The 12,236-nt window shown below is 56.0% G+C and carries 14 protein-coding genes; 11 read left to right on the forward strand and 3 right to left on the reverse strand.

Annotation, left to right across the window (positions count from 1 at the left end; all coding sequences use genetic code 11):
* Nucleotides 1–11: 11 nt before the first annotated feature.
* The 8 genes from JAO85_RS03235 (at nt 12) to JAO85_RS03270 (ending at nt 4,894) form a co-directional block, all read left to right on the forward strand.
* The gene (locus tag JAO85_RS03235) at nt 12–347 is read left to right on the forward strand and encodes a hypothetical protein (RefSeq protein ID WP_202787437.1); all 336 of its coding nucleotides are present in this window, start codon (nt 12–14) and stop codon (nt 345–347) included.
* Between the two features lie 74 nt (nt 348–421).
* Complete coding sequence (locus JAO85_RS03240) at nt 422–568, forward strand: hypothetical protein (RefSeq protein ID WP_165572364.1); 147 nt, start codon at nt 422–424, stop codon at nt 566–568.
* A gap of 1 nt (nt 569) precedes the next feature.
* A complete protein-coding gene (locus JAO85_RS03245; protein ID WP_202787438.1) occupies nt 570–770 on the forward strand; it encodes a hypothetical protein in 201 nt (66 codons plus the stop codon).
* Nucleotides 767–973, forward strand: a complete 207-nt coding sequence (locus JAO85_RS03250) for a major capsid protein (RefSeq protein WP_202787439.1) — start codon at nt 767–769, stop codon at nt 971–973. Before JAO85_RS03245 ends, JAO85_RS03250 begins: the two co-directional genes overlap by 4 nt.
* A 121-nt stretch (nt 974–1,094) precedes the next feature.
* Nucleotides 1,095–2,510 (forward strand): virulence factor TspB C-terminal domain-related protein, encoded by a 1,416-nt coding sequence (locus tag JAO85_RS03255; protein ID WP_202787440.1) that lies wholly within the window; start codon nt 1,095–1,097, stop codon nt 2,508–2,510.
* Between the two features lie 2 nt (nt 2,511–2,512).
* Complete coding sequence (locus JAO85_RS03260; RefSeq protein ID WP_202787441.1) at nt 2,513–2,827, forward strand: DUF2523 family protein; 315 nt, start codon at nt 2,513–2,515, stop codon at nt 2,825–2,827.
* Nucleotides 2,827–3,945, forward strand: coding sequence for a zonular occludens toxin domain-containing protein (locus tag JAO85_RS03265; RefSeq protein WP_202787442.1), 1,119 nt, complete (start codon nt 2,827–2,829; stop codon nt 3,943–3,945). Before JAO85_RS03260 ends, JAO85_RS03265 begins: the two co-directional genes overlap by 1 nt.
* 211 nt (nt 3,946–4,156) lie before the next feature.
* Nucleotides 4,157–4,894 (forward strand): hypothetical protein, encoded by a 738-nt coding sequence (locus JAO85_RS03270; protein ID WP_202787443.1) that lies wholly within the window; start codon nt 4,157–4,159, stop codon nt 4,892–4,894.
* 636 nt (nt 4,895–5,530) lie between these two features.
* Here the strand turns inward: JAO85_RS03270 and JAO85_RS03275 are convergent.
* The 3 genes from JAO85_RS03275 to JAO85_RS03285 are packed head-to-tail and all read right to left on the reverse strand — an operon-like array spanning nt 5,531 to nt 9,877.
* The gene (locus JAO85_RS03275; protein ID WP_202787444.1) at nt 5,531–6,628 is read right to left on the reverse strand and encodes a hypothetical protein; all 1,098 of its coding nucleotides are present in this window, start codon (nt 6,626–6,628) and stop codon (nt 5,531–5,533) included.
* 1 nt (nt 6,629) lies between these two features.
* Entirely contained in the window at nt 6,630–9,332 is a 2,703-nt protein-coding gene (mobH, locus tag JAO85_RS03280; protein ID WP_202787445.1) for a MobH family relaxase, read from the reverse strand.
* Nucleotides 9,329–9,877, reverse strand: a complete 549-nt coding sequence (locus JAO85_RS03285; RefSeq protein ID WP_202787446.1) for a hypothetical protein — start codon at nt 9,875–9,877, stop codon at nt 9,329–9,331. Before JAO85_RS03285 ends, mobH begins: the two co-directional genes overlap by 4 nt.
* Before the next feature lie 178 nt (nt 9,878–10,055).
* Here JAO85_RS03285 and JAO85_RS03290 point away from each other — a divergent pair, with 178 nt between their 5' ends.
* The 3 genes from JAO85_RS03290 (at nt 10,056) to JAO85_RS03300 (ending at nt 12,236) form a co-directional block, all read left to right on the forward strand.
* Nucleotides 10,056–10,481, forward strand: a complete 426-nt coding sequence (locus JAO85_RS03290; RefSeq protein WP_202787447.1) for a hypothetical protein — start codon at nt 10,056–10,058, stop codon at nt 10,479–10,481.
* A gap of 64 nt (nt 10,482–10,545) precedes the next feature.
* Nucleotides 10,546–11,211, forward strand: a complete 666-nt coding sequence (locus JAO85_RS03295) for a hypothetical protein (protein WP_202787448.1) — start codon at nt 10,546–10,548, stop codon at nt 11,209–11,211.
* A 518-nt stretch (nt 11,212–11,729) separates the two neighbouring features.
* A complete protein-coding gene (locus tag JAO85_RS03300) occupies nt 11,730–12,236 on the forward strand; it encodes a hypothetical protein (protein WP_202787449.1) in 507 nt (168 codons plus the stop codon).

Below are 12,236 nucleotides of genomic sequence, written 5' to 3' on the forward strand. Positions count from 1 at the left end.
GGAGCGGCTCCATGAAGATGCAATCCCAAGCCCTGTTGTTCGGTATCGAATCCAGCAAGGGCAACTTTGAAGGCACGCCTTTCGACTCCACCAAGTTCCATTTGTCTGTTGACTTGGGTACCAAGTCCACGGGCAAAACCATCGGCTTGGTGACTCGTCCTTTCAAGTTCGGTGACTCCACCGAGATTGAAAAGTGGATGCATCTGCAAGCGCACTTTGCTGCTGGCAAGCCTGTCATGTGCAACTGTGATTTCGACGTTGTTGCCGGTTCCGGCAATGACGTGAAGCTCACGTTGTTGGCCATCCAGCCGGCCACCGCAACTAAGACGGCTGCTGCCGCTTCCTAACCATGCCGCGCTTTGTCATCCAGTCGGCAGCTACCGGGCGCTTTTTGACAGCGGACCCGGAGGGAGGGGAGCCTATGTGGGTTTCCCTGCTGCAACAAGCGGGCGGTGGCGTCACTGATGACATGGAGCGCATCGCTCAGCTCGTCGGTGACTACTGCGAGCCAGAAGACTTCCCGCAGGTGGTTGATCTCGACCGCCTGGGAACAGCAAACGACTACTGACATGGCTGAGCAAGTCATTCAGTGCAATCAAGCATGCACGGTCACCGTGCAGCACCAAATCCCCTTGTTATCCATCGACGCGGGGGAGGCATCACAGATTGGCTATGCCGTTTTGTTGGTCTGGGCCGTGGCCTGGGGCTTCCGGCAGCTGATCAGGATGATTCGAGTCGATGACAGCTCTACTTTTAAGGATGAATCATGAGCAAAAAAATCAAGCTGGCCCGGGCTGCCATTCCTGCTTTTGCCTTCGCAACTGGTGCCCATGCTGCGGCTATCGATGTCGGTGACGTCGTCACCGAAATTGGTGCCCAAGTTGGCCCTATCGGCCTGATCGGCTCCGCCATTCTGCTGGTGATCGTTGCGATTGCCGCCTTCGGTTGGGTGCGTCGTGCTCTGCGTGGTTAACCCTTCACGGTTGTGAGGGAGGGCCGGGGTTCCGGCCTTTTTTCTAAGCGTTCTCGGAGCGTTTAGGAAAAACGGGAGGCGTTATGGGTATCTGGGTTTTGATTGCGATCTTGGGGGCGGGATGGCTCATATTTACCGCTTGATTCTTTGCCTTTTGCTTTGTGCTGCATCTGGTGTTTCGATTGCTCAGACCTGTCAAATAGCACGAGCTCAAATCGGCGGTCAGTATTACTACGGCGAAATGGTCATCTGCAATGTCACGGGCGGGCGCTATAACCCGCCTGTGAGTGTGACTAGAGCGGAGATTTCTGGTTCTCAAATTATCTGTTACGGCATGTCCAAGCAGGGCGATGGAACCACTATTGAGGTGGCCCAGTTCTACGCGAATTTCTCCATTGCACCTTGTCCTGTTTGCCCTGCAGATCACTTCTTTGATAAGGAAGCCGGTAAGTGTGTTGAAGATCGTTCTAAGCACAAGGCTTGTGGGGCAGATTTTCAATTTTCTGGTTGGGGTGTCGGTTTTGGCAAATATAACGATGCCTGGGCCTTGGATGGCAAGGTGCCGAGCGGCATTCAGTGCGATGCGTATACCGACGCCAATCCTGGCGGTACAGGGTGTCAGGTCAAATTTTCGGCGTCTGGATATACCAAAAACGATGATGGCTCCTGGACCACCATAGGCAAGTATTCTTCTGTTGCTGGTGAGAAGCCTGGGGAGGGCGTGCCCTGCTCGCCTGACTATGAAGGAGAGGGCAAAGACGTTGTTGCTGACAATCCGAAAGAATGCGCGGGTTATACGGGAACCGTCAATGGCGTTGAGAAGTGCATCGCCAATTCTCAAAACAACGGCGTGGAGTTCGCCAAAACAGAGAAGATAGAAAAGAAGAATGACGGCACCACTGTAGAGACGAAAGTCGAACAAAAGTGCGAGGGCGACAAGTGCACCACCACCACCACGACCACCACCAAAAATGCAGCTGGTGAAGTCACTGGCGTGGACATGAATACTAAGACGCAGGATAAGGCGGGTTTCTGCAAAGAAAACGCCGATAAATGCGACGGCAAAGGCAATCCCGGCGTGGCCGGTGGTTCCGGTTCTAAGAACGGCAGCGGCGGTGAAGACGATGAAGAAGAAAAGGGCAAGTTTGGTGGCACCTGCGAAGCAGGTTTTACCTGCGAAGGCGATGCCATCCAATGCGCGATTGCGAAGAAGCAGCACATGACCGCGTGTACGCTGGAAGACACTCAAAACGAGTTCTATCAGCTGTTCAATCAGAACAAAAACAAGACTGGCAATGTGACCGAAGGTCTGCCCGGAAACAAGTCAGAAAACATCCTCTCGCGGATCTCCGGCATCGGCGATGACTTCCTTGGAAGCGGTGCCGCATGCCCGGCTGATCGCACCATAGCTTTCGGCTTTGGCGAGGTCACCATCCCTTATTCCACGCTCTGCCCTTATCTGGAGCTCATGGGCCGCATTCTGGTTGTCCTGGCTGCTTTGTCTGGGGCGTCGATCATCATCAAACGGGAGTCCTGACCGTGTTATTTCTTCCTGCACTGGGCAGTTTGGGCGGGGTCTTGTTGTCTCTGACAGCGGGTTTCGTGGGCAAAACCGTTGCCGCCTTAGGTATCAGCTTTGTGACCTATTACGGCGTCTATCAGGCGTTGGAGTGGCTGAAGGCGTTAGCTGTCCAGCAGCTAGCCGGCCTGCCCGCTGAAGTCCTCCAGCTCCTGGCACTTATGCAGGTGGGGAGGGCGCTCACCATCCTGTTTGCGTGCATGTTTGCCAACATGGTCATGACCGGCTTGAACAATGACACCTTCAAGAAACTGACTTGGGGCGGGGGTTCCTGATGCTGTATCTCGTCACTGGCGCCAATGGTGCAGGCAAGACCCTCAACACCCTTAAATGGGTGCGTGAACGGCAGATCAAGGAAAACCGCCCGGTGTATCACAACGGGCGTTTTGAGGCGGTCGAAGATGGCGAGCTTTCTTCGTGGAAGAAAATCGACTTCAAAGACTGGCAGACCCTTGAAGATGGGGCAATCATCCTTGTGGATGAATGCCACAACGATATGCCGGTTCGCGGCTCTCGTGATGATGTGCCTGAGCACATCAAAATGCTTGCAGAGCACCGAAGGCGCGGTTTTGACTTCTATCTGATATCTCAGCATCCCCAGAATATCGATAGCTTTGTACGGCGTCTGATTGGCTCTCCTGGCTGGCATCGCCATCTCAAGCGCTCATTCGGTGCTGACATGGTCAGCTGCCTTGAATGGGCCGCGGTCAATCCGAACTGTGAAAAGGACGGCAGCAGCAAAAGTGCTGAGGTCTCCATGGTCAGATATCCGAAGGAGGTCTACCAGTGGTACCGGTCTGCAAGTCTTCACACGGGCAAGAAGAAGATTCCCAAGGCTGTCTATGTCCTGGTCGCTTGCATGCTGGCTATTCCGGTCTTGGGCTACTTTGGCTATCACCAGATTTCGGCGGTGAAAAAGTCCAATGCTTCGCCAGCAGTTGCAGGTGTTCCAGCACCTGTAACTGGTGGGGAAGCTGCCCCAGGACGAAAGCTCACGCCCTATGAATACGTGCAAACCTATGCCCCGCGCATTCCTGACTTTGCATACTCCGCGCCGAGATATGACGAGGTAACGCGTGCCGTTATCGCGCCATATCCGGCCGCGTGCGTGCAAAACAGCAAGGGCTGCAAGTGCTACACGCAGCAGGCCACGCTGTTGCCCATGGATCAATCGACCTGCAAGCAGATCGTTGAAAAGGGCTTCTTCATGGACTGGCAACAGCCCCAGCAACCCATGCAGGTCAAAGCTCCTGAGCCGGTGCAGCGCCCAGCTGAGCCGGTTCATGTGTCCATGCCGCCCATGGCTGCGCAGCCGGCACAAGCCTCTGCCGTGGACTCGTACACGCAAGGCTTGGCGGCTCGCAATGCCCAAGTCCGATCGGTATTTCAATGATGGGGGTATCGGGGGCCGCGCCCCTGATGTTCACCCGCTGATAAGGCAATACCCGGCGCAGTGAATCACGCGATCGCGGCACCCTTGGCAAAGCAATGCACTGGTTCGCGTGGCGCGCTTCCGGCAAAGATTGGGCCTTTGCTTCGTGTCCTGAAAACAACCGCCGAAGGCGCTCTGTCCTATGATTCGTCCCAGAATAGGGGGAGGAGTTATGGGGCATTACGATCCTGGAGGCTGGCAACGCGAGAATCCATTTACGGGTGGACGCAATGAAATGAGCTCGATGACGAGGCTCATTCTCATTATTGTGGTCCTCTTTATTTGCGCAGTTGCATACATTTATCAGTCTGAGATTCTGCGTTTTTTTCAAGGATCTCCCGCACCGATTACTGCCTCTCCTGCACCGCGTGCGCGCGAACCTTCAATTGTTCCGCCGCAACTTATTCCTCCTAAGGAGGTACCGAGTGAATCTACGAATCACATTTATCGATGTGGTAATACGTACACCAATTCACCATGCGAGGGCGGCAAGCAGATTGCTCAGCAAATCACTCGTCCATCAGAGAGGTCAGATAGGCCGGCTACACGGGAGATTTATCTCTGTAAGGACATTAGTGATCGTTTGACGTGGGAGAGCGTTCCATGTTCGGCCAACGGTCGCTTTATGGACCGGATAGCGCGTGTCCCGACAAATGTCTCCTGGGCTGAACAAGTTGCAATCGCAAGGGAGCAGCGCAATCGCGCGTATGAAAATGCTGCTGAGCAAGTTGTCCCGGTGGCAACTCGTCCCACAGGTGGCAAGGCCAATGCGGCTGAGTGTCAGGCACTCGATGAGCGCGTGAATTGGCTGGATGGCTTGGGGCGAATTGGTGGAGGCGGTCACACCATGGATTGGATTCGTGAGGAGAGGCGTAAAGCACGTGACCGCCAATTTCGCATCGGTTGCTAGCCAATTTGGAAAATTGGAGCGTTTGCGGGCGCGGTTTTATGCCTCGCAAGCTCCTTTTCCATGGTCAAGATTTGCTTGACAAGCCTAGTGTTTGTGCGCCTGAGTGATTCGGCTAGTGCGTAGTTGCCCGCTGCATGATTGAAGGCGATCGCGTCGATGGTAGAAATTCCCCATCGTGATTCCCAAAACAGTGCCAAATGAACGGCGCGAGGAGCTTGCCCCTCGCGCCGATATTTTTTGATGGTAGCTGGCTTGAGGTCTAGAAGCCTAGCGAGCTGTGCATCGCTGTAGCGCAGATCATCAAGGATGTATTGCAGATGCGGCAAATGTGCAGGGTAAGGTGCTCTAAACATCACCTAGGTTTCGGCATGCACAACCTTGAGAGACTAGCAGCGAAAGGGCGTACTGCTACAACTAGCCTAGCATTTGTGATTAAACATAATATACATCGTATCTAGTAGAAAAGCTTTAAAAAAAAGAGCGCTAAGACTCTGATTTCTAAGGCTTTTGGCGGACCTCACGGCCAGCATCGCTACTACAACCTCTTACCCAAATTCAGCGAGAAGAACAACTCACCTCGTTGACGCACGGTTCGCACTCTAAGGACTTCGTTCCCAACTGTCAAACATTTTTGTTTCACCTGTCATGTTTTGGCGGCTCAGGCATTGAGTCGATTGCTACAAACTCGCAAGCATCAGGCCAACCATGAGCAGCCAATGGGTCGCCGCACTTCTTGCACGGACTTAGGTCGAACTCGTCCAGCTCGTCGTCCCCGGAGTCAATGTCGCCACAGCCCATTGGGCAGCAATCCGGGTCCAGGCCGTGGCTGCAGCATCCGCCATCCTGCAGCATCCGCGCTGTCTGCGCACGATGTTCTGTCGTGGTGTATCCGTGCTCAGTAGCGATCTCGATGGCACGAGGCCGCAGGAGCTCGGGGACCTGCTGCAGCGCCAGGTCGATGCTGGCTCCGACGCGCAGCTCGTAGGTCTCGTACACCAGGCCGCAGCCTTGATGGGCAGCGTCCGACAAGGCTGCGCACTTCGCTGCCCAGTCGTTTTCCGAGAAGACTTGCGCCTCGCGAGCTGGTGCCACTTCGAGCGCTACGACGCTTGGAGACGTAGTAGTAGTTCTTTGTATAGAAGACCCTTGTATATAGAGTGCAGGAAACGGCAAATCCAGTTTGCAGGTTTCGGCAGACGTTTTTGGCTCAAGTTTGCAGGTTTCGGCAAGCGGTTTTGGGGCTTGCTTGATGACTTGGCCAAGCCATTGGCCATCGACGTAATCGAGTAGCCCCTCCAGGACGGCCTGCCGCTCGTCATCGGTCATGGGGCGACCTGGGCATTGCGTGGGCAAGGCCCCGCCAGATCCGCCGCAACTCCTGCACAGGGTGCGATCGTGGCCGATGCTGTGGAGTGAGAAAATAGCGGCCCGTGGCGCGGGCTGGTCGGAGTCCATCATGGTGCGATCGATGTGCTCAAGCTCGGCAATGACGGCTGGGCAGACCGGCATCAATCCATTGCCAGGTGGCCAGCGCTGCAGCCACATGACCTGATCCGGGTATTTGAGGCCGAGCTTGGCGTGGTGCCAGGTCAAGCTGCCCTCGGCAAAAGCACTGAGCACGTTCCATCGGTGCCGCAGCCGAAACCAGAAGCTACGCGATTTCCATAGCTCTAGGCGCTTGTCCGGCGCGGTGTTGTCGCCAATCTCGTAATCAGTTGAGCAGGTGGATTTCATGTCAAACCATCTTCAATGCGGGATTGCTGGGGGGGATGGGCTGGACCCACCGGCCTGGGCTGGTGAGGACAACACAGGACAGATGGGCCACTACGGTGCCGCGGCTGTGGATCTCATAGCGGACGATGTTTGTGCGGTTCGCGGCTGGCAGGTGCCAGCCACACTTGATGACCTCCCGCTGGGTCTTGGTGCTCAGCTCGTCGACGGTGAGATCCTCGTGGCCGTCCTCACGGTCGCCATGGCGTGCGTACTCCTTGAAGATCTTGGGCGATACCAGGGCCATGCCCTCCTCCACGAAGTGAATCGCCGCGCCGGTCTCATTGAACTTGAGCTCGCGATTGACCAGGCCCATTTGCACCCACTGCATGAAAGCCAATGCCAGGGGGCTAGGCTCAGGTGGCGGCTTGTCGGGATTTGCGTCGATGTCGGGCAGCGGCTGCAGCAGAAGAACCGGCCCAGGTGTTGCTGCGGCCGCCGCCGGCGGACTCGCAGTGACGGTGCGCCCCTTGAGCACGGGCAGGTCATCGAGCTCGTCCAGATCAGCAGCCATGCGCTTGAACTCGGCACTTACGCTTTGAGAGCGCGGCACTTGGTCATGGCGTAGCACGGGGGCGGGATTCTTCGGTGCGCTTGGCGCTGGCGGCGGCGCAGCTGCTGCAGGTTTGACAGAAGGCGGCCTTGCGGCCGTAGTTGCGGCAGCTTGGGGTGGCTGGTGCAAGGTGGCGGGCTGAGGAGGCGCAGCTGGTGGTGGTGGTGGTGGTGGCACCGCTGCGGCATCTTGGAATCGTTGCTCCAAGGGCGGTGCGCCCTTCTCTGCCGGCTGTGGGTTCTTGGCCGACTTGTTCTTTTTGCCAGGCTTGTCCGATGCTCTTGCAGATTCGGATGGATCGAGGAAGTAGCTGCCCTCGCTGTCGCCCAGCAAATACGCGGCTTCGCCGTTGTCGAGGCTGTCGTAGTCCATCTTCAATGGTGTGGGCACGCGGGATCTCGATGCTGCCCCAGCTTCAAACTCGTCGTAGGCTGTATCAGCTTGGGTCTGCTGCACTGGCGCCGTAGGCGCCCTAACTGCCAAGACTGCCGCAGTTTGGGATGGAGTTTCTGGTGCAGGTGTCTTGGCAGGTGCCGCAGTGGTTGCCGCAGGCCTGGGCTTTGCCGCTGCATTCGGCGGCTTGGTGAAAGTGGGCTCCCGCATGATGGCAGCATGCTTTTTAGCTTCTGCCGCATCCTGGGGCCGTTGCTTCGCAGGCTTTGCCGCAACCTGGGATGGTTGGGCTGAGGATGCCGCAGCTTGTGGTGCATTGGCATCGATTGCTGCCGCAGATTCCGATGCAGTGAGAGTTGCAGCAGCTTGATGTTCGTCCTGCCCTGCTCCATCCTTGCGACGGTCGCGGATCTCCAGCCGCCCGCGCATGGCGGCCGGGTACTTGCTCTCGTGGTTGAACAGGTTGGCCAGAGGAAACTTGAGCATGGCAAAGTCATGCATGTAGGCCCCCTGCTCTGACCCATCCTCGGCGTAACCGTGCACTGTGACATGCCAGACGGCCTGGCCGCTGGCGGGGTTGAGCTCGATCGCGCCGTAGTCCTGCCAGGTGTCGAACAGCCGGTCGTTCTTTGCGTTGCCAGGGACGCTTTCATCGGGCTCGTTTGCTTGGATGTGCTCTCGCACGGTATCAGCGAGGCGCTTGGCCACGAACCAGATTGCCCCCTCGAACACCCAACCTGCCGCACCGTTGCGATTCAAGGGAAGCTGTGTGCCGGCTTGGAGCATGGTCCTCATGGACTGCATCAGCAGCTCGATGAGAGGCACGGCCTTGGCCGTGGCGAAGCGGGCCTTGGAGCCTTTTTGCAGGGCACGTTGCGTTGAAAGCTGGTCGGCGCGCTTGACGATCTTGGCGACGAGACTGTCCTTGTTCTGGCCGGTGAGGTATTGCTCCAGGGCATCCAAGGCGGTGGGCGTGTGCGCCAGGAATCGAAGCGCACTTTCTGGCGCAATTCGGGGCAGCAGCAGCTGGGCCAGCTTGGCATGGGCGCTGTAATCGCGCTGCCCCTTGGGTGCAAAGTCCACCAGGTACTCGGCAGTGCGTTGGCCAGCGATCTGAGACAGGCTTCCGCCTGCAGGTGCCCAACGGATTGGATCGGCCTCACCCACAGGACGCCACGCGATGCGTAGGTCGGTCATGGGCTTGGCGATGTCGTGCAGCAGAGCGCAGAAGAACACCACATAGGTCCATTGATCGCGCTGGGCGTCAACGATCTCGATCTGGCTTCCGCCTGGCAGCAGATGGGCATTGCGCCAGGTCATGGCCGCGAGCAGCATCTCGATGGTGTGCGACAGCAGGCCGCCTGCGTGGGCGTGGTGGTGCGCTTCGGAGGCTGGCATGAGCTGCACGAACTCGGCGTACCGCCGAATCGCCGGCAGCAGGTCCCGCTCCCAAATGGCCTGCGACTGATGCGACTGGCTCCAGATCTGGGTGATAGCCCGTTCTGCGCGTACCGTGGCCAGCAGCTGCTGGGCATTGAGCACACGCAACCATCCGGGCTCACTGCCCGCGATGTGGATCTCGTCTGGCTTGAGTGGCAGATGTTGAGCGCCCGTCGATACTGGCGCGTCGGGCAGCGGCAGCGGGCCTGCAGGCGCAGACTGCACGGGCTTGGCCTTGCTCCAGGGCACCATCGCAAGCAACTTTGAAGCAATACTCTTCACGCGCACTCCTCTTGGAGCAGGATTCGAGCGAAGTGCTGGGCACGCGCTGACTTGCCATCGGTGGGTGTCCAGATAGACAGCTCCTCCCCAGGCTGGCCCAGTGCGAGGAAGTCCATGAAACTCTGCTGCAGCGGGTCCCATTTGATGCGTGAGGCGATGCCGTCGCGGCCCCAGTCACCGCATGTTTGCACGAACGGCTGCGCCACGACACGCATGACAAAGCTGTGCCAGTTCTTCTCTTGCTGAGGTTTGGGCACATGCGGCATTTTGGGATGGTCAGCAACCAGCTGCAGCAGGATTGAGCGCACGCTGAGGATTGGATCAAGCTCCTCTTCCAGATGCTGCTCCAGCCCCTCGAAGCGACCCAACCAACGCATGAGCGGGTTGGTTTTGCTGGCAAGGCCCAGCAGTTGCAAGCTGTCTGCGATAGCGAATATCGAGCAGCCACGATCGAGCGGATCTCGGCCTAGAAATGGTGGATCACTGTTGGCTCTCTGCTGTATGTGCTGACTATGTAGGTGCGGTGCGCGGGCGAGGTCGTCCATGGGGCGCAACCGTACCTAGTGCGCCCTCACCTGTCAGCGCGAAACCCTGCGGTGATGACCAGAGGCTTTTCGCTTGAAATTCAGTCATAGGTATGCTAGTCGTGTAACAAACGAATACAATTGCTAATCAGCATTTGAGGTTGTCAACGCCGGAGTTCAGTACCAACATCACGCAACCATGCACAGCAAGCGGCCTTTTCAAATATTCCTATTCTTAAGCTTTTTATTCTTGGCGGTGCAGCTCACCACAAATTTGATTGTCAGCAACTATTTGTTGGTCCATATATATTTCGGAATGGCGTTTCCTTTGCTTATTGGCTATTTCCCTTGGTCACTTTTATCTTGGCGTGGATTTAGAAAGCTTCCAATTAACATAGATTTTAAGCTTGGAATTTGGTCATTCCGTGTTGGAGTCATTGGGACCTTCTTGGTGAGTTTTATCAACGAAGCAATTGATGATCCAATACAGAATGGAATTCCATTTCTAGAGGCATGGCATCACTTTGCAGCCGATATGTTCGGGATTTTTATATTTGCATTGGCGTATTTCACCGTGATTCGCCGTAAGCGGTCCGTTGCGCCATCACGGCGTGCAATTCCATGACTAATCCATCATCCGCTTAATCTACATACTACAGATTTTCTTTCCTCCCCTCGCAATAGGCAATATGAGCGATATTTCTGATATTAAAAAAATTGAAGATTCACCTAATGGAGCAAATCAAGGTCCCAGTGCTGCTGCACCTTCGGTGAAGGAAACACATAAAGATTTACCCAATGGAGCAATTCAAGGTCTCTGTACTGCCTCGGCAGGAGCGCTCACCCTTGAAATTGCTTTCTTAGGGTTCTGGGCTTTTGGCGGAAAGTTGTCAGAGCTTCCTTGGTCGGACTCAGGTCGGTTTGCCTTTGCTTTATTGTGTGTTTCATTTGTTCTTTTAGTTTCAGTGCCTTTTATGGTGACTTCCGCCGATTTAACCATCAAGTCATTTAAATGGGCTCGCAAGGCATATGTTACCGGAATGTTCTTCTTGATAGGTGGATTAAGCTTTGCGCTCTTTCCATCATTGAATGAAGGAAAGGTAGTCTCTGTCGTAGTATCTGATCTGAGCAAGTATCTTAACGTTCTGGGACTGCTATTAATTACAGCTGGGGGGATTTTTGCAGCAATGTCGACACCTTCGCCGACCTACTCAAAAGACGGATCTGTTAGCTTGGGTGGCGAAGCAAGCAAAGAAAAACGTATTGAAATCTATAAAAGACAGAGTCGCTTAAAGTATATGTTCGCGATGATAGGAATTGGGGCTTTAATGCAAGGTGCGGCAATATTTCTATAGCACGCGTTTCGGCTGTTGCGGTCTTTGATCGAGATTCTGAAGCGCTAGGTGCTTACACCGACGACAGCATTAATGGCGCTTCGCTGTTGATTCGACGCAGACTTGTGCCATTTCCATTTCAATGGTCCCAGGCCTCCCCGAGGCCTGGGACCATTGCCTGTTTCCCGTAAAGCCCTTTCCCTGTACCAGTAAGTCCTTTGCGCATGCTCCGATTTTGAGGAGCATGCGCGCCCTTTGAGTCGGCCCTGTACCCAGTAAAGCCGTTATCCCCGTATGAGAGCGGCCCCTGACGCTCGCTTCCTTAAAGCCATTTATATTCCAAGCATTTATTGCCAAGAATGTCAAGCGTATACCGTTAGGTATGTAACGCACGGTTTCCGCTGGTGACAAAGCGGCAGCTCTAAGAACATTCGGCCCGGCGACTGACGCATTGCGTCGACACCCCCGGGCCACTGATCTTCTTCGCACACCTCCTCTTGGTTGTGGTCCGGGTTCTTTTTACGGAGTTCCTACGGTCCATGACCCGCATGCCCAGATTCTTTGCCAGCATGGCTTTGCTGGCCATGGCCTGCTCAGCCCAGGCCACCCCTCAGCTTGTTGATGGCAACAAGCGCCTGCAGTTGGGCCGCTACACCACTGCCGAAGCCCTGCCCCAGCCACATCTGAATGAGCCGCTGGCCCTGGTGGCCCAGCTCACATTTCCCCGCGAACAGGTGACGACCGTTGGCGAAGCCATCGAGTACACGCTGCTTCGTACGGGCTATGCCCTGGTGGATACCCAATCACTGACTTCCGATGCGCGGCGCTTTCTCGGTTTGCCGCTGCCCGAGGCTCAGCGCACGCTGGGCCCGTTCTCTGTTCAAGACGTTCTGAATGTGCTGGTGGGCACAGCATGGCGCTGGCACACCGACCACATCACTCGCCGCGTTTGGTTCACCCTGGCCAACGCACCCAAGCCTCGGCGCCTGGAGCCCATCGTCAGCCCTAGCACTTCGCCTCAGCCGAAGGCGTCCGCCAAGGAGTGA

This window comes from Comamonas sp. NyZ500 (genome assembly GCF_016772095.1).
GTDB lineage: Bacteria > Pseudomonadota > Gammaproteobacteria > Burkholderiales > Burkholderiaceae_C > Comamonas > Comamonas thiooxydans.